At 35.5% G+C, this 21569-nt stretch carries 20 protein-coding genes; 9 read left to right on the top strand and 11 right to left on the bottom strand.

What is annotated here, in order from left to right; translation table 11 throughout:
- Positions 1-53: 53 nt before the first annotated feature.
- From MKS83_RS21285 to MKS83_RS21295, 3 genes are all read left to right on the top strand, one after another.
- The gene (locus MKS83_RS21285) at positions 54-1160 is read left to right on the top strand and encodes an NAD(P)/FAD-dependent oxidoreductase (RefSeq protein ID WP_240581244.1); all 1107 of its coding nucleotides are present in this window, start codon (positions 54-56) and stop codon (positions 1158-1160) included.
- 101 nt (positions 1161-1261) lie between these two features.
- Positions 1262-2374: a peptide chain release factor 2 gene (gene prfB, locus MKS83_RS21290; RefSeq protein ID WP_100374893.1), complete on the top strand. Its 1113-nt coding sequence runs from the start codon at positions 1262-1264 to the stop codon at positions 2372-2374.
- Between the two features lie 86 nt (positions 2375-2460).
- Positions 2461-3168: a DedA family protein gene (locus tag MKS83_RS21295; RefSeq protein ID WP_240581245.1), complete on the top strand. Its 708-nt coding sequence runs from the start codon at positions 2461-2463 to the stop codon at positions 3166-3168.
- Between the two features lie 218 nt (positions 3169-3386).
- On the opposite strand, the gene MKS83_RS21300 is transcribed toward MKS83_RS21295, so the two are convergent.
- From MKS83_RS21300 to MKS83_RS21310, 3 genes are all read right to left on the bottom strand, one after another.
- Complete coding sequence (locus MKS83_RS21300; RefSeq protein ID WP_240581246.1) at positions 3387-4259, bottom strand: alpha/beta hydrolase; 873 nt, start codon at positions 4257-4259, stop codon at positions 3387-3389.
- A 90-nt stretch (positions 4260-4349) separates the two neighbouring features.
- On the bottom strand, positions 4350-4838 hold the full coding sequence (locus MKS83_RS21305; RefSeq protein WP_240581247.1) for a GLPGLI family protein: 489 nt from the start codon (positions 4836-4838) through the stop codon (positions 4350-4352).
- A gap of 23 nt (positions 4839-4861) precedes the next feature.
- Entirely contained in the window at positions 4862-5035 is a 174-nt protein-coding gene (locus MKS83_RS21310) for a hypothetical protein (RefSeq protein WP_240581248.1), read from the bottom strand.
- 376 nt (positions 5036-5411) lie between these two features.
- Between MKS83_RS21310 and MKS83_RS21315 the strand changes: the two genes are divergently transcribed.
- Positions 5412-6311 (top strand): DUF808 domain-containing protein, encoded by a 900-nt coding sequence (locus MKS83_RS21315; RefSeq protein ID WP_240581249.1) that lies wholly within the window; start codon positions 5412-5414, stop codon positions 6309-6311.
- 123 nt (positions 6312-6434) lie between these two features.
- Here the strand turns inward: MKS83_RS21315 and dnaJ are convergent, their stop codons facing one another.
- From dnaJ to proS, 5 genes are all read right to left on the bottom strand, one after another.
- Positions 6435-7550, bottom strand: coding sequence for a molecular chaperone DnaJ (gene dnaJ / locus MKS83_RS21320; protein ID WP_100374898.1), 1116 nt, complete (start codon positions 7548-7550; stop codon positions 6435-6437).
- A 76-nt stretch (positions 7551-7626) separates the two neighbouring features.
- Positions 7627-8166: a nucleotide exchange factor GrpE gene (locus MKS83_RS21325; protein ID WP_410679627.1), complete on the bottom strand. Its 540-nt coding sequence runs from the start codon at positions 8164-8166 to the stop codon at positions 7627-7629.
- Between the two features lie 113 nt (positions 8167-8279).
- Positions 8280-9614, bottom strand: a complete 1335-nt coding sequence (locus MKS83_RS21330) for an Nramp family divalent metal transporter (RefSeq protein ID WP_240581251.1) — start codon at positions 9612-9614, stop codon at positions 8280-8282.
- 116 nt (positions 9615-9730) lie between these two features.
- A complete protein-coding gene (locus tag MKS83_RS21335) occupies positions 9731-11026 on the bottom strand; it encodes an OmpA family protein (RefSeq protein WP_240581252.1) in 1296 nt (431 codons plus the stop codon).
- Between the two features lie 126 nt (positions 11027-11152).
- A complete protein-coding gene (gene proS / locus MKS83_RS21340) occupies positions 11153-12628 on the bottom strand; it encodes a proline--tRNA ligase (RefSeq protein ID WP_100376932.1) in 1476 nt (491 codons plus the stop codon).
- 176 nt (positions 12629-12804) lie between these two features.
- Between proS and MKS83_RS21345 the strand changes: the two genes are divergently transcribed.
- A complete protein-coding gene (locus MKS83_RS21345) occupies positions 12805-13803 on the top strand; it encodes a prolyl-tRNA synthetase (protein ID WP_240581253.1) in 999 nt (332 codons plus the stop codon).
- Positions 13804-13852: 49 nt separating this feature from the next.
- Complete coding sequence (locus MKS83_RS21350) at positions 13853-15271, top strand: OmpP1/FadL family transporter (RefSeq protein ID WP_240581254.1); 1419 nt, start codon at positions 13853-13855, stop codon at positions 15269-15271.
- A 134-nt stretch (positions 15272-15405) separates the two neighbouring features.
- Here MKS83_RS21350 and MKS83_RS21355 read toward each other — a convergent pair whose 3' ends face one another.
- Both MKS83_RS21355 and MKS83_RS21360 read right to left on the bottom strand, forming a co-directional pair.
- A complete protein-coding gene (locus MKS83_RS21355) occupies positions 15406-16128 on the bottom strand; it encodes a ZIP family metal transporter (protein ID WP_240581255.1) in 723 nt (240 codons plus the stop codon).
- 271 nt (positions 16129-16399) lie between these two features.
- Positions 16400-17125 carry a class I SAM-dependent DNA methyltransferase gene (locus MKS83_RS21360; protein ID WP_240581256.1) on the bottom strand — a complete coding sequence of 242 codons (726 nt, stop codon included), beginning with the start codon at positions 17123-17125 and terminating at the stop codon, positions 16400-16402.
- Positions 17126-17247: 122 nt separating this feature from the next.
- Between MKS83_RS21360 and MKS83_RS21365 the strand changes: the two genes are divergently transcribed.
- Positions 17248-18408, top strand: coding sequence for a class I SAM-dependent RNA methyltransferase (locus MKS83_RS21365; protein WP_240581257.1), 1161 nt, complete (start codon positions 17248-17250; stop codon positions 18406-18408).
- A gap of 158 nt (positions 18409-18566) precedes the next feature.
- Complete coding sequence (locus MKS83_RS21370; RefSeq protein WP_240581258.1) at positions 18567-19568, top strand: glycosyltransferase; 1002 nt, start codon at positions 18567-18569, stop codon at positions 19566-19568.
- A 143-nt stretch (positions 19569-19711) separates the two neighbouring features.
- Here the strand turns inward: MKS83_RS21370 and MKS83_RS21375 are convergent, their stop codons facing one another.
- Entirely contained in the window at positions 19712-20938 is a 1227-nt protein-coding gene (locus tag MKS83_RS21375; protein WP_240581259.1) for an aminotransferase class I/II-fold pyridoxal phosphate-dependent enzyme, read from the bottom strand.
- 157 nt (positions 20939-21095) lie between these two features.
- On the opposite strand from MKS83_RS21375, the gene MKS83_RS21380 reads away from it, so the two are divergent.
- On the top strand, positions 21096-21554 hold the full coding sequence (locus MKS83_RS21380; protein WP_100374909.1) for an Lrp/AsnC family transcriptional regulator: 459 nt from the start codon (positions 21096-21098) through the stop codon (positions 21552-21554).
- The last annotated feature ends 15 nt before the right edge of the window (positions 21555-21569 follow it).

Genomic DNA, 21569 nt, shown 5'->3' on the forward strand with positions numbered 1-21569 from the left:
TTCACTATTCATTATTCACAAAAATATTACTCATTACCAATTATTCATTACTCATGATCAGTGTTTGGGAACTTGAAACCTTTTACAGGAAACGGGATATCATCATTATCGGAGCTGGTTTTACAGGATTATGGACTGCAATTTCGATCAAAGAAAAATACCCTGAAAAATCGGTTCTGATTATTGAAAGAAATTCCGTTCCGTTAGGAGCTTCAACAAGAAATGCAGGTTTTGCCTGTTTTGGAAGTCTGACCGAAGTGATTGCCGATTCTGAAAAAATGGGTTGGGAAAAAACACTCGATCTTGTAAAGATGAGGTTTGATGGATTGAAGAAGATTCAGGCCTATTTTAAAAACTCGGAAATCGACTTTGAATTAAATGGAGGTTTCGAAATTCTTAATCATGATGAGCCTTTACAGAGAATTGATGAGGTTAATAAAAAGCTGAAATCAATTACAGGAATTGAAGACACTTACTTTTTGAATCAAAGCAGAATTAAAGAATTTGGACTCGGAAAATTTGAATATTTAATTGAAAATCCATGTGAAGGAAGTTTGCATTCAGGAAAATTATTACAGAAATTAATAGAAAAATGCCATGAATTAAAAGTGGAATTTCTCTTCGGAAAAGAAGTGAAAAATATTTCTGAGCAGACAAATGAAATTGAAGTTCAGCTATCCGAAGATATTTCGATTATAGCTGATCAGCTGATTCATTGTACCAATGCTTTTGCTTCCCAATTTTTAGAAGACGAAGAAATTATCCCGGCTCGCGGACAGATTATTCTAACCGAACCGATTGAAAATTTACGGTTAAAAGGTACTTTTCATTATGATGAAGGCTTTTATTATTTCAGGAATCTCGGAAACAGAATTTTATTAGGAGGCGGAAGAAATCAGGATTTTAAAACGGAAGAAACCACTGCTTTTGAAACTACAGAATTTCTGCAAAACCATCTGGAGAGCTTTTTGAAAGAAGTCATCATACCTAATCAGGATGTTGAAATTTCGATGCGCTGGTCCGGAATTATGGCAATAGGTTCAGAAAAAACACCTATCGTAAAACAGGCTTCTGAGAGACAATTCTGTGCGGTGAGACTTTCCGGAATGGGAGTAGCACTGGCTCCGAAAATTGGAGAGATCGTTGCTGAAATGATTTGATTTAGATTGAAGGATCTAACTTCTGTAATTCATTAAATCAGTATTTATAATATCTGTTGCCTTAAAACAAATATGCTTATTTTTGCAAAAAATAAACAATCGTGATTAACAACGACCAGATAAAAGAAATTCAATCCAGGATTGAAGATTTACATAAATATCTTCAGATCGATAAAAAGAAGATAGAAATTGCCAATGATGATGAGAAAACTGCTGCACCGGAATTTTGGGATAATCCGAAAACGGCTGAGGCATTTTTAAAACAGCTTCGTTCCAAGAAAAAATGGGTGGAAGCTTATGATGAGATCAATACTCAGTTCGAAGATCTACAGGTTTTAATGGACTTTGCTAAAGAAGACCCGGACTCTGAAAAAGAACTGGATGAAGCTTTTCCTCAGTTGGTAGAGAAAGTGGAGGACCTGGAATTCAAAAATATGCTTTCCAATGAAGGAGATGAGCTTTCTGCAGTACTTCAGATCACAGCAGGAGCGGGTGGAACAGAAAGTTGTGACTGGGCTTCTATGCTGATGAGAATGTATACCATGTGGGCAGAAAAACAAGGATATAAAATCCGTGAACTGAACTTCCAGGAAGGAGATGTTGCCGGAGTCAAAACCGTAACGCTGGAAATTGAAGGAGAATTTGCTTTCGGTTATCTGAGAGGAGAAAACGGAGTTCACCGATTGGTAAGAATTTCCCCTTTCGATTCTAATGCAAAACGTCATACCAGCTTTGTTTCCGTATATGTTTATCCTTTGGTAGATGATACTATTGAAATTAATATTAATCCTGCAGATATTTCATTTGAAACGATGAGGTCTTCCGGAGCAGGAGGACAGAACGTTAACAAGGTGGAAACCGCTGTTCGTCTTCGTCATGCCCCTACAGGAATTATTATTGAGAACTCAGAATCCCGTTCACAGTTGCAAAATAAAGAAAAAGCAATGCAGTTGCTCCGTTCAAGGCTATACGAAATGGAATTGGAAGAGCGTATGAAAGCCCGTAACGAGATTGAAGCCAACAAAATGAAGATCGAGTGGGGAAGCCAGATCAGAAACTACGTTATGCATCCTTATAAACTGGTAAAAGATGTACGTTCCGGCTATGAAACTTCGGATGTAGATTCTGTAATGAACGGAAATCTTACCCCATTCCTGAAAGCATTTCTGATGGCCGATGGCACGGCAGTTTCGGAAGATGATCTGGACCTGTAAAAATCATATCTGAATTTTCGTTAAAATATGCTAATATATTTCCTTTTGAACTTTATTAAGCTTATTTTTGTTATTCATCAATAGTTATGGAAGATTTCAATAGTTGGAAGGATTTATTAAACCCGGAGTTTTATATAAATAATGGGGGATTTTGGCTTATTTTGTTCATTATTTTTGCAGAAACCGGATTATTCATAGGATTTTTCCTTCCGGGTGACTCTCTGCTTTTTGTATCGGGAATTTATGCTGTAAAAATTATTTCGGAAACCTTTGGTTCTACAGGAAGTGATTTTTTAGATACAACTATTTTAGCATCGGCAGTTGCCCTTGCAGCAATTATTGGTAACGAAATCGGATACTATTTCGGACGTAAAACAGGACCTGCCTTGTACAAGAAGCAAGATACCATGCTTTTTAAGAAAAAACATTTGTACCAGGCTCATGAATTTTTCGAAAAAAATGGAGCTTTAGCCATTATCATGGCGAGATTTTTACCCGTGGTAAGAACTTTTACTCCGATCATTGCAGGAATTGTGAAGATGGATAAAAAAGCATTCCTCAGAGATAATATTATTGGAGCCGTTTTATGGTCTTTCCTGTTGATCTTTGCAGGACATTATCTGGATAAGCTCTTTATGGATCAGTTTGGAATTGATCTTAAAAAGAAACTGGAACTGATCATTATTGTTATTGTTCTGATAACAACAGTACCGGTTATTATTAAGTTCCTGTTCGGGAAGAAAGAAGACTTTTCAAAATATGAAAACCATGATTTTGACGAAGACGTTAAATAGAAATTAATTAAAGATATACATAAGCCCGTTTTTTACGGGCTTTTTTTGACTATAAGACTTTCTCAAAACGACACATTTTAACTTGAGTACGCTGTCATTCTGAAAATAGCGGAGCGGATTGAAGAATCTAAATAGGAAATTTTTTTCATCATTAAAATAAAACAGATTCTTTGAACTATATTCGCATCCCTTCAGGCTGTGTCAGAATGACAAAAAAATTATTCTCTAATCCATTCCAGAATGTTGGGATAAATGATACTGTCTCTTTTCGTCTTACTGAAAAATCTTGGAGCATGCCCTGTATTTTTCATGAATACAAATTTATGGGGAATATTTTGAGCGGTTAAAGCAGAATCTAAAGCTAGTCCTTGTTTCTGGTTTACTAAAAAATCCTGATTTCCCTGAAAAAGCAGAGTAGGAACGTTTGAGATATTGGCAATCGGGCTTGCTTTTTTAAACTCTTCGGATAGATTTTCACGATGAAATTTTGTTCCCACCATTTTTTGAATCGTCGGAGAAGAATATTTTGAATAAAAGGAATGCAAATATTCCGGTGAATAAAAATCTGTAGGACCGCTTAAAGAAATAATCTTTTTAATCTGATCGGGATTTTGATAGCCATACAATAAAGCTAAATGTCCTCCTGCGCTTTCACCCAAAAGAATATAATTGTTAGGTTGAAGTTCTGCTTTTTGAGCCAAAGAATTAAATTTTGTAATTACCAAACCAATATCTTCCAGCTGTTCTCTGTAAGTAATTTTTTTTGATTTTGAAACCAGCCTGTAATTCATATTGATGCTCGGAATGTTATTCTTAAAAAGCATTTTCTGAATCTGGATCATATGTTCTTTCTTTCCTAAAGTCCAGGCTCCGCCGTGAACGATCAACACGACGGGAGAATTTTCAGAATAACCGGAAGGCAGGAAAACATCCATTTTCTGGCGTTGATGTTCCCCGTATTTTAAGTTATAGATTTTCTGTTCATTATTGGTTCCCACCCAGACTTTGAATTTTCGTGTATTGCATGAACTTAGAGCAAAGCCAATTAATCCTAAAACAAAGTAATGGTATTGAAGAATCAGCTTTTTCATAAAATAAAAATACAGAAAATAATAGCTAAACACACATTTTAAGAGATGATTTTTACCATTGTTGAATGATGATCCCGATTTGTTCGTTTATTATTTTTTTAGTAAATCAATCTCAAGAATATTATTATCCTTTTTAAACTTTTCCAGTCTCATTTTTTCTATTTCTTTCACTTTCTGTTGCCCACTTATATGATTTCCTTCAGAATCTGTAAAATCTGGAATTTTGCCAATAAGATATGTCGTCGGATTCGCCCTGTAAGCTCTAAAAAATTTGACGTATTGCGGATATTTAATTTTTATTTCCTTATAATTATTCAAATCAGGATAGATAAATTCTTCTGAGGAATCTTTTACACCTTTAATGGTAAAATGATGACTATTCATACTGTCTTCAATTTCCAGAATTAATCCGGGAAGTCCAAAAAATTTATAATGACCATCCTGAAAAGGAATACTTGTTGTAAACCAAGCCGTCCATTTTCTGCCAGCGAACTCTGTGGTTGCTTTCTGGACTTTGTAATTCATAATCGTTTTAAAATCATTCTGTAATTTCCAGTTGAGTATCACTTTCTGATCCACAAAATACTTTTCATCAAAGGTTTTTATATAATTAATGGTATTTGAATGGGGAATTTGATTACTCTGTCATTAATCATTTTTTTGTTTGGAGGCATGCTGAGAACCCCTTTTTTACTGTCTGCAAGTAAAGTTGAGTCAGATTTAAACTTTTCAAGCCCATAGAATTCTGATTTTTTTGAATTAATTTCCAAAATCATAAGTTCTGTTTTAAAACTGTTTCTTTCCGTAGAATCCGGTATGAATTTATATTCGTAAATAAACTGCTTATTTTGAGAATAAAAGATAGTAAAAGATAGAATTAATAGTAACTGAATGGATCTCATCATTAATTTTGTGAATGGTTACAACGAATATACAAATTCTCAATACTATTTATTACGGTCATCTTAATATATCTGATCGGCGATATTTAGTTTTTTGTGAATGGGTCTGCATTTTAAAACTCTTGTCTTGATGAAGCAGCTCTTTTTTATTAATGTAAAAGTTGTTTAAAACCTTTCATAATCATAAAATAAATCGAATTAAATAGTTATTTTTGCTCCTTAACAATTATTAAAAAAATATTAAAATTTTATGGCATCTGGTTTTTTTGCGATTTTGGATGATATCGCGGCTTTGATGGATGATGTAGCGGTTACAAGTAAAATAGCAACCCAAAAAACCGCAGGAATCTTGGGGGACGATTTGGCTGTAAATGCTGAAAAGGCTACGGGATTTCTGTCTTCAAGGGAATTACCTGTATTGTGGGCAATCACGAAAGGATCATTCATTAATAAATTGATCATTCTGCCAATTGTATTTTTACTCAACTGGCTATATGCTCCGGCGATTAATTATATATTAATTTTAGGAGGACTGTATCTGGCTTTTGAAGGAGTTGAAAAAATTATAGAATTTCTTTTTCATCGTGATAAAAAAGGCCATGAAGTAGTGGAGGAAATTGTCGAAGATGATAAAAGTGATGAGGAAATAGAAAAAACAAAAGTAAAATCTGCCATTACCACAGACTTTATTTTATCGATTGAGATTGTGATTATTGCTTTGGGAACGGTATTAGAAGAAAGTCATCCTTTTATTACCCAGATTTTGGTAACGAGTTTGGTTGCATTTATTGCAACGGTAGGGGTTTACGGCATCGTAGCTTTGATTGTGAGAATGGATGATGCGGGATTTAAATTAATCAAAAAAAGTAATGATAAAGGTTTCTTTGGGAAACTGGGGCATTTGTTGGTAAAAGCTTTACCAATTGTGATTAAAGCTTTGGGAGTAATCGGTACGATTGCATTAATTATGGTAGCCGGAGGAATTTTTGCTCACAGAGTAGAATTTCTTCACCATTTTTTAGAGTCCTGGTCTGCAAACGAAGTTCTTAAAATTGTAAAAGAAGTTATCCTGGGACTTTCTGGAGGACTTCTTGCAGTTGCGCTTTTCACAATAGGAAAAGGAGCTGTTTCTTTAGTTAAAAGAAAATAGAGATTTGATAAATAATAGAACAGATCGGGGCTTCAAGAATTGAAGCCCCGATCTGTATTTTTTAATCATCTAAAAAGTTTTTGTAATAAAAAAGAGGCTTAATTTAAGCCTCTTTTATTATGATTAGTTGAATAGATCTTTTACTTTATCAAAGAACGTTTTTTCTTTTCCGGATGGTTCTGCAACCATTTCTCCGCTGTTCATCTGATTTTCGAAAAACTCTTTTTGTTCTTTCGTTAATTTTTGTGGAGTCCATACATTAATGTGGATGAACATATCACCTTTTCCATAGCTGTCGATGCTCGGAAGTCCTTTTCCTGCCAATCTTAAGATTTTTCCGGACTGAGTTCCTGGATCTACTGTAATTTTAACCTTTCCGCCAACGGTTGGAACCTCTTTTTTAGTTCCTAAAGCTGCTTCTGCAAAAGAAACATATAATTCCTGGTGAAGATTATCACCTTCTCTTTTGATTACTTTATCGACTTCTTCCTCAACGATTACCAATAAATCTCCAGGAATTCCTCCAAACGGAGCGTCATTACCTTTTCCTCTTACATTTAATTGGATTCCGTCTCTTGCTCCTGCAGGAATATTGATGGTGATTTCTTCTTCGTCTTTTACCAAACCTTGTGCATTGGCTCCTGCCGGAATTTTATCGGCAACTTTACCAATTCCCTGACAAGTTCCACAAGTTGTCTGAGTCTGCATTTGTCCGAACATGGTATTCATCACTTTCATCTGAACTCCGGAACCACCACAAGTAGGGCAGGTTTTTGAAGTGGCACCTTCTGCCAGCTTCATTTTTTTCACTTTAATGGTTTTTTGTGTTCCGTTTACCATTTCTTCAAGATTCAGCTTGATTCTGATTCTTAAATTAGAACCTTTCACTTGCTGACGACCACCGCCGCCACCAAAACCACCGAATCCGCCACCGAAAATATCTCCAAACTGGCTGAAAATATCTTCCATATTCATTCCGCCGCCGAAACCGCCACCGCCAAAGCCGCCGTTTCCGCCCATTCCTGCGTGGCCGAACTGATCGTATCTTGCACGTTTTTGTTCGTCGCTCAGAACTTCATAAGCCTCTGCAGCTTCTTTAAACTTTTCTTCAGCTTGCTTATCACCCGGATTTTTATCTGGGTGAAATTTGATAGCCATTTTACGGTATGCTTTCTTTATTTCGTCGGCCGATGCAGATTTGCTGATCTCAAGAACCTCGTAATAATCTCTTTTTGACATCTTTATATAAGTAATTAGAATGAGAAATGGGTAATATTCAAAATTGCTTATTACCCATTACTTATTGCTTTATATTTTAATTTCCTGTTACTACTTTTGCAAAACGGATTACTTTATCATTTAAAGTATATCCTGTTTCGATTACGTCTACGATTTTTCCTTTCAAATCTTCTGACGGAGCTGGGATCTGAGTAATTGCTTCATGGAAATCTACATTAAAGCTGTCTCCTGCTTTTACTTCCATCGTTTTTAACCCTTTTTCAATCAGTTTATTTTTGAATTTATTGTAAATTAATTCAACGCCTTGTAGATCGGCAGGATTTCCGTTTTTAGCAATCTCTTTAATCGCTCTTTCGAAGTCATCTAAAACACCAAGCATAGAAACCATCATATCCTGATTGGCATACTGGAAGAATTCCATTTTTTCTTTGCTGGTTCTTTTTTTATAATTTTCAAATTCAGCATACAATCTGATGTAACGGTCTTTTTCTACTGCCAAAAGTTCTTCTGCAGTAGGTTGAGCTGTCACATTGTCTTCAGATGTTGCTTCGTTCTGAATCTTCATATCTTCTTGATTATTGATGCTTTCTTCGTTAATATCCTGGTTTTCCATAATTCAATCTTTATTTTCCTATGTATTCACAAAGATTCTGCCAAAGGAAAAAGCGTGACATTTAGTCAGAAAAAAATAGTATAAACAATGGTAAATTTCACAATAAACGATTCAAGCTATTCTCCAAAAAATGTTTGATATAAAAGATAAAGATTTAAAATAATAATGATAAAGGAAATGATCCAGACACTTATTTTCATAAAAGGTTTATTCACAAATTCTCCCATTTTGGCTTTATCACTTGTGAACATCACCAATGGAACAACAGCAAAGCTTAATTGCATAGATAAAATTACCTGGCTTAAAACCAATAATTCTGTGGTTCCTTTTTCTCCATACAATATGGTAACAATCAGAGCCGGTATTACGGCAATTAATCTTGTTATTAAGCGTCTCAACCATGGCTTCAGTCTGATATTTAAAAAGCCTTCCATTACGATTTGCCCGGCAAGAGTACCTGTAAGCGTTGAGTTTTGCCCCGAAGCCAGTAATGCAATGGCAAAGGCAATACTCGCCATAGAAGCTCCTAAAATCGGAGTTAGCATTTTATAGGCATCATGGATGTCTGCAACGTGTTTGTTTCCTGTGATATGGAATGTTGCCGCAGCCAAGATTAGAATGGCTCCATTGATGAAAAAAGCAAGCATTAAAGAAACGGTACTGTCTAACGTTGCAAATTTTATTGCTTCTTTTTTTCCTTCCCTTGTACGGTCATAATCTCTTGTCTGAACAATGCTGCTATGCAGATATAAATTGTGGGGCATTACAGTAGCTCCTAAAATTCCGATGGCAATATAGAGCATTGCCGGGTTTTGAATAATTTCAGCTTTCGGAATCATACCTCCTAAAACTTCATTGATTGCGGGTTGTGAAATCACTAATTCATAGACAAAACAAGCCAGAATAATGAAGATTAATCCTCCCACAATACTTTCGATCCATCTGAATCCCTTTGACTGAAGCAAAAGAATAAGCAGAACATCGACCGTAGTAATCACAATTCCCCATGTTAAAGGAATTCCGAATAGTAAGTTTAAAGCAATGGCAGAACCGATTACTTCAGCAAGATCACAGGCTGCAATAGCAATTTCACAAAGAATCCAGAGAATAAAGTTTGTTGTTGGACTGAAATGGTCTCGACAAGCCTGAGCCAAATCTCTTTCGGCTACCACACCCAGCTTTACAGATAAATGCTGTAGAACCATTGCAAAAATATTTGAGATCAGAATAACTGAAAGCAGGGTATAGCCAAATTGTGCTCCTCCTGCAATATCGGTTGCCCAGTTTCCCGGATCCATATATCCTACAGCGACCATTAAACCAGGCCCTGCAAAGGCAAGATACTTTCTCCAAAAACTGGCATTTTTAGGGATTTTGACAGAAGAATATACTTCTGATAAAGAATGTGAGGTTTTATCTTTTCGCCAGGCGCTTTTTAAATTAAAATTCATAAAATGTTAGAAATGACTAACAAATTTAATTAAATATATCAAAATGACAAATTTAAGAACATGAAAAAATCCCAAAAATAACTTTTGGGATTTTATTTTTTATGAGTCTAATGATTTTATTTTGCGAATCTTACTGCCATTTTTCTGTCTACAGCTCTGGCTTCATTAGAAGCGCTTGCATTTACGGTTGCAAACTTACTTCCGTATCCGTCTGCAGCGATTACCTGAGCTCCGACTCCTTGTTTACCCAACCAAGTTTTAATAAAATTAGCTCTGTCGGCAGATAGTTTCAAATTTTTAGCTTCATCACCGGTTTTATCAGTATAGCCTCCGATTTTGATTTTTGCATCTGGGAAAGCCTTTAAAATAGCCACAAGGTTTTGAAGCTGTCCTTCTGAACCTGCTTCCAGCTGATCGGCACTTCCTATTTTAAAGTTTACATGGTCAAAATCATACCATTTATCTTTCAGTGCATCATCGTTAGCAGCATTTTTATAGCCATCAGATTTCAGGAAGGAAATCATCTGGTCTTCCATTCCTCCTTTATAACCTTTTAGTGCTGTTCCGTTCAGATCAATGTTTTCATCTACTTTTGTAACCGTTGTTACGGTAGTATCTGAAGAGGTAACAGTAGCTGTACTGTCAGTAGTTACGTTTGTGGAGTCTGCTGTTGATGTCGTAGTCGTTGTGTTTTTCTTTTCACACTGTTTCCAGATGAAATATCCTGCCGCAATTAACAATAAAAGAGGAAGAAGCCATTTCCAGATAGATCCTCCACCTTCGTTATTTCCCTGAGTGTAAGTTTCGGTAGGTGCTGTACTTCTGGTAACATCTACTTTAGGTTCTTCTGCAACAGGCGTTTTAATAGCATCATTGTCATTGTCAAACTTATATCCTTTTGCCCAATCTCCTATATTTAATGAAGCTAAGGACAAACCTGCAGGTAAAAGTGAAGAAACGATTCCTTTCTGGTCATTTAATAAACTTGAAATTCCTGATTGGTCTAAATTATTATCTGCTGCATATTTTCCGATAGAACCTACGGTTGCTCCTGTTACTAAATTTAGTAGTGAGCTTGAGGAATTATTGCTGATCCCTGCAAAAGTAGCTATTGAATTAACTAATCCGCTTAATTTATCACCAAAAATAGTAGATATAAGATTTGAAATAACAGAATTATTAGAAGAATCCCCTAATAAATTTCCCAAAATTCCGCTTGATGAGGCATTGGTAATTGCATCTAGAACCCCGGGATTATCCGAATTGTTTGCCAGTCCACCCACTACGGCAGGTAGTAAACCTCCAATTGCTTTTGAAATACCTGATTCACTTTCTCCAAACTGCGCAGCAGCCTGTGATACTAAGGCAGGACCTAATTGTCCTTTAATTAAATCAATGACATTTAAAGACATAATAAATTATTTTGAGATTAATGTGTTATAAATTTATAAAAAAATATCTTTAAATGGTGAAATCAAAAAAAAATCTTTAAAAACCGTAAGATTTTTAAAGATTTGTTAAATTTATTGGATTAATTTTTAATAGGCTTTGGCGAATAAAACTCGTCTTTTAGATGGTTTTCCAGAGACTAAAGAAACTCCTTCTTCAACATCATCATCTAAAGGAATACATCTGATAGTAGCTTTCGTTTCGTCTTTGATTTGTTCTTCTTCTTCAGCAGTTCCATCCCAATGTGCATAGATAAACCCTCCTTTTTCTTCAAGAACTTTCTTGAATTCTTCATAAGTATCAACTTTAGTGATGTTATTTTTTCTGAATTCAAATGCCTTATTGTAAATATCCTGCTGAATCGTTTTCAGTAGTTCTTCGATGTAAGAATCTAATCCGTCAATAGAACGAACTTCTTTTGTCAAATTATCTCTTCTTGCAATTTCTACAGATCTGTTTTCCAAATCTCTTGGTCCCATTGCAATTCTTACAGGAACACCTTTCAACTCATATTCTGCAAACTTCCATCCTGGTTTGTTTTGAGTATCGTTGTCGAATTTTACAGAAATTCCTTTTGCTCGTAGTTTAGCCTGAATATCTAACGCTACTTCACTGATTTGCTCCAATTGCTCTTCTCCTTTAAAGATCGGAACAATTACTACTTGAATCGGAGCTAAAGTTGGAGGCAGTACCAATCCGAAATCATCAGAGTGGGTCATGATTAAAGCGCCCATCAAACGGGTTGAAGTTCCCCAGGATGTAGCCCAAGCGTGTTCGATCTTTCCTTCTTTGTTAGTGAATTTTACGTCAAATGCTTTTGCAAAATTCTGTCCAAGGAAGTGAGAAGTTCCGGCCTGTAAAGCTTTTCCGTCCTGCATTAATGCTTCGATACAATAGGTTTCATCGGCTCCGGCAAATCTTTCAGAAGGTGTTTTTAATCCCTGAATTACAGGAATTGCCATAAAGTTCTCTGCAAAATCTGCGTATACTTTATTCATTTTTTCTGCTTCTTCCACCGCTTCTTCTTTAGTAGCATGAGCAGTGTGACCTTCCTGCCATAAGAACTCTGCGGTTCTTAAAAAAAGACGTGTTCTCATTTCCCAACGAACAACGTTTGCCCATTGGTTAATTAATATCGGTAAATCTCTGTAAGACTGAATCCAGTTTTTATAAGTGTTCCAGATGATTGCTTCAGAAGTTGGCCGAACGATCAGTTCTTCTTCCAGTTTCGCATCCGGGTCTACAATTAGTTTTGAAGGGTTATCCGGGTCAGTTTTTAATCTGTAATGGGTAACTACCGCACATTCTTTGGCAAAACCTTCAGCATTTTTTTCTTCAGCCTCAAATAAGCTCTTGGGCACAAAAAGCGGAAAATAAGCATTTACGTGACCTGTTTCTTTGAATTTTTTATCCATTTCATCACGCATTTTTTCCCAGATTGCATAGCCATATGGTTTTATTACCATGCAACCTCTTACTCCTGAGTTTTCAGCTAAGTCAGCTTTCACCACCAACTCATTATACCATTTGCTGTAATCTTCGCTTCTTGAGGTTAATTTTGCCATTATTTTTTTTGATTTTTTTAACTTTTTTTTATTATTGTTATCTAAAAATAAAAATCTATTTTTGATAGATATTTGTACATGGGTTTGGTACATTTTTAGTACAGATTGCAAATATAATTTAAATTAAAAATTTTTACGTTATCATGAAAAGAAATATACATAAAAATTTGCTTGGTATGTTAAAATCAAAAGGCGTTTTAGCAATAGCAGGCGGATTATTACTCGTGTCCTGTGGTGCTCAGATGGGTGGCTACAGCGAGACAGATGGGGTTTACTATGATCCTAATAAAGATACACTACCAGAAGGAGTGATTATAAATGATGGCGGTAACAGAGTAGGTGAATACTACGATTACAATGAAGGTTCCAATATCATCCAAAATGCAGAAGCAAATTCCAAAGAAGGAAAGTATGATTCTTGGAATGATTATAACTGGAATACGAATAACAATGCAACAGACTCCGATTGGGGAAATTTTGCTGGTTCTCAAACGAACTACTACGATAATTCCTGGGGATGGGGATATCCTTGGGGATGGGGTGGTTGGTATAGCCCATATTGGGGTATGAATGGCGGCTGGGGCTGGAATTTTGGCCTTTCTTGGGGTTGGGGAAGCTCTTGGGGCTGGAACGGATGGAACTCTTGGGGATACCCGTACTGGGGAGGTTATTATAATCCTTACTGGGGAGGTTATTACGGAAGTCCATATTGGGGCTGGAACGGCGGATACTGGGGTAATTACTACGCAGTACCTTATAAAAGAAGAGGAGCAGATGGAAGATTATATAACAGCTACAATGGAGGATTCGGTAATAAAAATGGTGTAAATTCCGGAGGTTTCAGAAACAATGTTAATTCCAATAACAGCGGCTTTAGAAACTCAAATACAGGAGGTTTCAGAGGGTATAACAATGGTAATACCGGAGGTTTCAGAAACGGAAATAATAACAGCGGATTTAGAAATCAGGGCGGATTCCGTAATCAGAACTCACAGCCAAGACCAAACTATAACAACTATCCTCAACAGTCTCAGCCAAGAATGAATGACGGAGGCTTCAGAAATAACGGCGGAAGTTTCAATAACTCTGGTGGAGGCGGCTTCAGATCTGGCGGATCTTCAGGCGGTGGTTTCAGATCCGGCGGTGGAGGCGGCGGCTTCAGAGGAGGTAGATAATAAATTAATAACTATTTAAAAAATAATGTTAAAAAAATCTTTAATAGTAATGAGTATTTCTGCAGCATTTTTTGCGCAGGCTCAGGATATTTCGATCTTAAGGAACTCTATCGATGTATATTCTAATACTACGATGTTTGGTTCTTCAAAATTTAACGCAATGGCAGGCTCTAACGGAGCTTTAGGAGGGGATGCAAGTTCTTTGCTTACAAACCCTGCAGGTCTTGGGGTGGCTATTTCGGGAGATGTTTCTGCGACACTTTCTATCAGCAATAACAAAAACAGGAGCTCATTGGCAGGTTCTTCAATAGATTATAATATCAATAAGGTAGATATCGGAAATGTAGGTGGTGTAGCAGCGTTTCAGCTTATGACAGAAAGTGGCTGGAAATTTGTAAACGTTGGGGTTAATTTCTCTAATCAATCTATTGAAAATTATGTTGAAACTCCGGGAAATTCAAATATTGTAATTAAAAAAGATCTTGTTGATTCCAATAACAATCCTGTCGTAGGGAATCTGACTTATTTGGGACATGCCTATAACAGATACGGGACAAAGTCTAAAATGAATATCGGGGTAGGTGCAAACTATGAAAATTATTTATACTTTGGTGCCGGTCTTAATTTCCATTATGCAGATGTTGAGCAATGGGATACTGCAGCTTTTGGTCTGGATCTGGATAATTCAGTTTCCAATTATAATAAACAGTATACGCCTTATACTGAGAAATCAAATGGTTTTTCAGCTTCATTCGGGGTAATTGGAAAAGTAAGTAAGGAATTGAGGTTGGGAGCTACCATTGAAACGCCTACATGGTGGAGAATGGACAGAGTGTATACAGAATACGCTCTTGATAATCAGGGATACATGGGATCTGGAGCCTACAGTGAAACAGTAAACTTCAGAAGCCCTATGAAAGCAACCGTGAGTGGTGCTTATGTTCCGAGTAAAAACCTTTCTTTTAACGTAGATTATACATTAGGAATTACAAAGCCTAAGTATAAGGAGGAAATAGATGCAGATAAAGAACTTAATAATTTCTTTACCGATAACTACAAAAATCTTTCAGAAGTAAGAGTGGGAGCGGAATACAGAATTAAGTCTTTTAGATTAAGAGGAGGTTATTCTTATGCTTCAAGTCCTTTCGATTCAGGTACAGTGAGTGCTTATTCTAATGCAGGTGTGGCAGGTAATACAAGTTACAATAACTGGACATTGGGTGAAAGAAATACTTTCGGAGCTGGTTTAGGATATGATTTTGGTGCTTTTTATATTGATGCTTCTTACCAAAATGTAAGTTCAAAATATAACAACCCATTCCTATATGGTAAAGTAATCCCGGGAAGTTCTTACTATTCTACAGGATATGCTTCTTCAGATTTTGATGTAGCGAATGAAAGCTATGCAGTATCTGAAGTGAAAAATACTTTTAACAACTTCTTTATTACATTAGGATGGAAATTCTAATTTCCAGATTGTGTAATGAGTGATTAAATTGATGCTCCGGATTTTAATCCGGAGCTTTTTTATTGATGAAATTTAAAACAATAAAAGAGGCTTCACTGAAAGCCTCTCTTGTATATTTAAAATAGATTATTTATCTAATGGTGCCCCACATGGGAATGATCATGAAAAAGGTGCATGATCAAAGCCAATGAAACTCCAAAAATTACCAATCCGATTTTTGTCCAGTCAATATTATGGTTCTTATTGCTTTCAAAGATAATTACAGAAGAAATATGTAAGAAAATTCCACCTACAATAGCTAAGAAATAAGGCTGTAGATCAGGATTGAAATAGTTACCCAGCAACATTCCCATTGGAGAAGCTAATGCAAATAAAGCCACAATTAAAATTGACGGATAAGAAGTTGTAGATTTACCTTCCTTTCTGTTAAACAGGAATGCTCCCAAAATAAAAGAAATAGGCAGATTGTGAAAAACAATTCCTAAAAGATAAGGAGATAATTCATGTTCTTCATTGGCTAAAGGAATTCCTTCGATAAAAGCATGAATGAATAACCCAACCATTAAAGCAACCGGCAGAATATTATGGTCGTTATGATGATGAAAGTGTCCATGTTCAAAACCCTTGGTTAAAGCCTCCAGGATCATCTGCAGCAAAACTCCGGCAATGACAAAAATTCCCAGGCTGCTTCCTGTTTCAGCAGTATAAACCTGTGGAAAAACTTCATTTAAGCAGATCGTGATTAAAAATCCGGCGCTTAAAATCAGTAAATTTTTGGCCAGTTTTTCTTTTTTACCAAAATACTTTCCCAGTAAAACTCCGGCAATGACGCTTAATATTAATAAAGTAACAGTCATATTAATTTAAAAGTGGTGAGAAACAAAATAAAACAATAACCAGATTCACGCTTATGATGATGAGGTGTAATCTGTAACTAGTTTTATTTTTAAATATTATTTTTCTAAAAAAAATTAAAAGTATTCCAATAATTACCAATAAATTGGAAATAACAAATGACAGAGGAGGAGTATGGCTGTCAAAATACCCGAATTGAATTCCGGAATAAATTGAAAACAAGGTGGCTAATAAAAAAATAATATTAGTATTCATCCTCAAGCCAATTTCAGTTTATTTTTTCTTAAACAAATTAATGCAACGGGGTGATTTTTCTGCATTAAATTCTGACAGCTGATAATCTCCCCAGATTTTTATTCTTTCAAAACCACATTCATTGGCGTAAGAGTTTATGGTTTCTAATGTATGGAGTTTTACTTTTTCGAAAAAATGAAACGGTTTACCCTCTGTTTCAAAACGGATATCTTTAATGATATGTCTTCCTTCAATTTTTTTGGTAATATTAAAATCGATTCCTTCTCTGTGCACTATCATTTCAGGAACTAAAGTTTCTCTTACAAATTCTTCACTCAGATAATCCAGTACGAAAAAACCTCCAGGTTTTAAAGCATCATATACCGATTGAAAAACACTTTTGTCATCTTTCTCATTGTCAAAATAACCAAAGCTGGTAAAGAGATTAAAAACAGCATCTACCGGTTTTGAATCAATGGCATTGCGCATGTCATGAACTTTAAAATGTAAAGTTTCATTTTCAAACTGTTTGTTATGCTCTATACTTTGCTTAGAAAGATCCAAACCAAGGACTTCATAGCCTAATTTATTGAGAAAAACAGAGTGTCTTCCTTTTCCGCAGGCAAGATCAATGATAGTGCTTGAGGTTGGGAGCTGAAGCTCTTGTGTAAGTTTTGTGATAAAATTTTCAGCTTCAGTATAGTCTCTGTTACTATAAAGCAAATGATAATAAGGGGTATCAAACCAAGATTCAAACCATTCCATCCTGCAAAAATAGTGTTTTTGATTGATGGTACATACTTGTTGGTTGATGGTTTTTATAATATGCAGTGATTTCTATCAACTATAAACTGACAACCAACCACTAAAATCGCTATTTTTGCAAAATGGATATAGATAATCTACAGATACAGATAAAAACATTTTTTGGTCTAGAACAAATTTTAGCGGAAGAGATTAAAAAGCTGGGCGGAAGAAAGGTCGAAGTTAAAAACAGAGCGGTAAATTGCGAAGGAGATTTGGGCTTTTTATACAAGATCAATTATTCCACAAGAACAGCGTTAAAGATTTTAGTTCCGATTCATGAATTCAAAGCATTTAACCAGCATCAGTTTTATGACAGGCTTTTTAAATTCAACTGGGAAGAATTTATGGATGTGGATCAGTCTTTTGCGATTGATGCAACGGTAAATTCCGAAACCTTTAAGCATTCTCAGTTTGTAACCCTGAAAATGAAAGATGCCATCGTAGATTATTTTCAGGAAAAATTCAAAAGACGCCCGAACGTTGAGACAAAGCATCCTGATATTAAATTCCATCTTCACATCGACCGAGAATTAATTACCATTTCTTTAGATTCCTCAGGTGATCCTTTATTTAAAAGAGGATATAGAAGAGAGCAAGGAGAAGCTCCTATTAATGAAGTTTTAGCGAGTGGAATGCTTCAATTGGCAGGTTGGGACGGAAAAGGAAATTTTCTTGATCCTATGTGCGGTTCGGGGACTTTGTTGATTGAAGCGGCAATGATCGCTATGGATCTTCCGGCACAGATTTTCAGAAAAAGATTTGCTTTCCAGAACTGGAAAAACTATGATGCTGATCTGTTTACAAAAATTAAAGAATTCAGAATCAACAGGGTGAAAGAATTTACCGGAAAGATTGTTGGTTACGATATTGATGCAAGAATGCTGAATGCTGCAAGGATGAATATTGAGGCTGCCGAAATGGAAGATGTGATTGAAGTGAGAAAACAGAACTTCTTTGATTCCAAAAAAGATCTTTTCCCATTGTTAATGGTTTTCAATCCACCATATGATGAGAGAATTTCAATTAATGACGATGATTTTTATAAGAAAATAGGAGATACTTTCAAGACGCATTATCCGAATACATTGGCATGGCTGATTTCTTCCGATTTGGAAGCGGTGAAGAAAATAGGTCTTCGTCCGTCAAGAAAAATCAAGCTTTTCAACGGGAAACTGGAAACCAGATTTTTACAGTATGAAATGTATGAGGGAACGAAGAAGGTGCATAAGATAGCAGAATGATTTGGGATCTTTTAGATATAATATTTAGATTATTTGATCTGTTTCCGAATAGTAAAAAAGAAGAAGATGCAATCGAGCATTTCAAAAAAATGCGATGATCTATTTAACTTCTCAGATTTGAATTTTATTATTACATTGTTATATATTAAATTATTACGTTGAATACCATTTCCATTGTTGTCGCTATATTTAACCGAAAAGATGAACTTTTCGAGCTTCTTAATTCATTGACTTTTCAGACTGATAAAGCTTTTGAAATCATTATTGTAGATGATGGTTCGCTCATAGATCTGAAACCTACGATTGAGAATTTTAAGGGGATTTTAGATATTAAATATTTCAGAAAAGATAACTCCGGACCCGGCTTGAGCAGGAATTACGGAGCGAGAAGAGCAGCCAATGACTGGTTGGTTTTTGTAGACAGCGATGTAATCGTAGAAAAAGATTATATCGAAAACATCAAAAAAGATATTCTTGAAATTCCGTGCGATGCTTTTGGAGGAGCAGATAAGGCGCATAAAGGCTTTAATCTAATGCAAAAAGCTATTTCTTACTCTATGACATCGGTTTTTACGACAGGAGGGATCAGAGGGAATAAAAAAGCGGTTTCCAAGTTTCAGCCCAGAAGTTTTAATATGGGAGTGAAAAAAGAAGTCTTTGAAAAAGTAGGAGGGTTTTCAGAAATGAGAATCGGTGAAGATCCGGATCTTTCTATGACGCTTTGGGAAAACGGTTTTACAACGGCTTTTTTTGATGATATTGCGGTATATCATAAACGACGGGTAGATTTTGGTAAATTCTCCAAGCAAGTCTATCAGTTTGGCTGTGCAAGGCCAATTTTGAATCAGAGGCATCCTAATTATGTGAAAATCTCATTTGCATTTCCTTCTTTATTCTTGTTAGGATATGTCTTAGGATTTGTTGAATATTTCGTATTGGGAAGAGGTTTTATCCTTGCCTTATTCGGATTGTATACTTTTATGGTATTGCTACATGCGCTTATTGTTACTAAAAATGTCGCGATTGCTGCAATGGCTGTAGTTTCTACTTATATCCAAATGTTTTCCTACGGTTATGGTTTTTTGAAATCGTGGATCTTATTAAATGTTTTAAAAATGAAACCGGAAGAAGCATTCCCGAAACATTTTCATAAAAATTAAGTTGTGATTTGTCATTCTGACGAAGGAACAATCTCCATATAAAAAGATTCTTCATTTCACTTCGTTACATTCAGAATGACAGTGTAATACTACATTTTAAAAAAAATAAAAGCTGTTGAATTTCAACAGCTTTTATACAATAATTAGAATATGGATGTAGTTTCATGGTTGAGAACACCTGTTTTGATCATGCATTCTCTCATTTTCTTATATGTTCTTTCAATATCGTGATCCAGCCCGATGGAGAATCTGATTAATCCGTCGGAAATTCCCATTTCAGCACGTTCTTCTTCCGGGATTTCCGATGAAGTCGAGCTTCCGGAGCATGAGAATAATGTTTTGTAGAATCCTAAACTCACCGCTAAATAACCCAGGTTTTCCCGCTGCATCATTTCCATCAGTTCGTTAGCTTTTTCAGTTGTTCCTGCATCTAAAGTCAATAAACCTCCGAATCCATATTCCTCATGCATCATACTTTTCATAAGCCCATGGTTCTTGTGGGATTTTAAACCGGGATATACCACTCTTAATCCGTCTTTTTCGAACTTTTCGGCAAGATACATCGCATTGTGGCTGTGTTGCTTCATTCTGATATGAAGCGTTCTCAGGTTTTTTAAGATACTTGCAGAACGGAAACTGTCCATAGTTGGTCCCAACAACATACAAGCTCCTGTGTTTACATTTTTAGTATCATTAATAAATTCCTGACTTCCACAGTAAACACCACCTACCGTATCGCTGCTTCCGTTGATGAATTTCGTTAAAGAATGAATCACAATATCTGCTCCCAAAGAAGTAGGGGAGATTGATAAAGGCGAAAAAGTATTGTCAACAATCAGTTTCAGATTATGTTTTTTACAGATTTCAGAAAGTCTTCTAAGATCTGCCACTTCTAAAAGCGGATTGCTTACACTTTCACAGTAAATAACTTTTGTATTGGGTGTAATAGAATTTTCTATCGACTCAAAATTGTTGATGTCTACAAAAGTTGTATTGATATGATAAGGAGGAAGAAAGTTCTTTAAAAAAGCATAGGTTCCTCCATAGATGGTTCTGCTTGAAATAATATGGTCTCCGCTTTTACAGATTTGCATTAGAACAGAAGTAATTGCTCCCATTCCGGATGCTGTTACATTAGCCGTTTCTGTATTTTCCATTTTAGCCAAAGCTTGTGAAAGATACAGATTCATAGGGGAAGAGTGTCTTGAATACAGATAGCATCCGTCTGCATTTCCTTCAAAAGTATCAAACATTGTTTTTGCTGAAAGGAAAGTATACGTAGAGCTATCTGAAATAGAAGGGTTTACTCCTCCGAATTCTCCAAAATATTGTAAATCCTGGATTTCATTAGCTGCATTAAAGTGATCCATAGTTTTGATAATTTTTAATACGGGTAAAAATGTAAATAACTGATGTTTTTTACAATGGTATTTTATTTTTTTAGAATATAAAACTATAGAATTGAAAAAAAATAGTAATATTGTTTAAGCTATGTGCTGAATATAAAGTTAAACCAAAAATATAACTATGGATTTTGATGATTTTGATAAAAAATTGCTGATTTATCTGCAGGAAGATGCCAAGCAAACCACTAAAGAGCTGTCTTATAAGCTGGGATTATCTGTTACGGCTGTGTATGAACGTATAAAAAAACTTGAAAAGCTTGGAGTAATTTCAAAATATGTAGCCTTGTTGAGTAGGGATAAAATTAATAGAAATTTTACCGTGCTGTGTCATGTGAAACTGGTTCAGCATAAGAAAGAGTATGTAATTGAGTTTGAAAAAGAAGTAGTGAATTTGCCGGAGATCACAGAGTGTTTTCATGTGAGCGGCGATTATGATTATATTTTGAAGATCAATGTAAAAGATATGCAGGATTACAGAAATTTTATGCTTTCCAAATTGACTACCATTAAACATATCGCGAGTACTCACAGCTCTTTTATGATCTCTGAGGTGAAAAATACAACTTCGATTATCTTGTAAATTAAAGGCAATTAT

It is taken from the genome of Chryseobacterium sp. Y16C, from assembly GCF_022488405.1.
GTDB lineage: Bacteria > Bacteroidota > Bacteroidia > Flavobacteriales > Weeksellaceae > Chryseobacterium > Chryseobacterium geocarposphaerae.

Coding starts and splice junctions, on each gene's coding strand:
- MKS83_RS21350 (WP_240581254.1), top strand. CDS start 13,853: ATGAGTATTTCTGCAGCATTTTTTGCGCAGGCTCAGGATATTTCGATC.
- MKS83_RS21375 (WP_240581259.1), bottom strand. CDS start 20,938: ATGGATCACTTTAATGCAGCTAATGAAATCCAGGATTTACAATATTTT.
- dnaJ (WP_100374898.1), bottom strand. CDS start 7,550: ATGTCAAAAAGAGATTATTACGAGGTTCTTGAGATCAGCAAATCTGCA.
- MKS83_RS21310 (WP_240581248.1), bottom strand. CDS start 5,035: ATGATTTTGGAAATTAATTCAAAAAAATCAGAATTCTATGGGCTTGAA.
- MKS83_RS21355 (WP_240581255.1), bottom strand. CDS start 16,128: ATGACTGTTACTTTATTAATATTAAGCGTCATTGCCGGAGTTTTACTG.
- MKS83_RS21295 (WP_240581245.1), top strand. CDS start 2,461: ATGGAAGATTTCAATAGTTGGAAGGATTTATTAAACCCGGAGTTTTAT.
- MKS83_RS21360 (WP_240581256.1), bottom strand. CDS start 17,125: ATGGAATGGTTTGAATCTTGGTTTGATACCCCTTATTATCATTTGCTT.
- MKS83_RS21345 (WP_240581253.1), top strand. CDS start 12,805: ATGTTAAAATCAAAAGGCGTTTTAGCAATAGCAGGCGGATTATTACTC.
- MKS83_RS21330 (WP_240581251.1), bottom strand. CDS start 9,614: ATGAATTTTAATTTAAAAAGCGCCTGGCGAAAAGATAAAACCTCACAT.
- MKS83_RS21300 (WP_240581246.1), bottom strand. CDS start 4,259: ATGAAAAAGCTGATTCTTCAATACCATTACTTTGTTTTAGGATTAATT.
- MKS83_RS21315 (WP_240581249.1), top strand. CDS start 5,412: ATGGCATCTGGTTTTTTTGCGATTTTGGATGATATCGCGGCTTTGATG.
- MKS83_RS21365 (WP_240581257.1), top strand. CDS start 17,248: ATGGATATAGATAATCTACAGATACAGATAAAAACATTTTTTGGTCTA.
- proS (WP_100376932.1), bottom strand. CDS start 12,628: ATGGCAAAATTAACCTCAAGAAGCGAAGATTACAGCAAATGGTATAAT.
- MKS83_RS21380 (WP_100374909.1), top strand. CDS start 21,096: ATGGATTTTGATGATTTTGATAAAAAATTGCTGATTTATCTGCAGGAA.
- MKS83_RS21335 (WP_240581252.1), bottom strand. CDS start 11,026: ATGTCTTTAAATGTCATTGATTTAATTAAAGGACAATTAGGTCCTGCC.
- MKS83_RS21285 (WP_240581244.1), top strand. CDS start 54: ATGATCAGTGTTTGGGAACTTGAAACCTTTTACAGGAAACGGGATATC.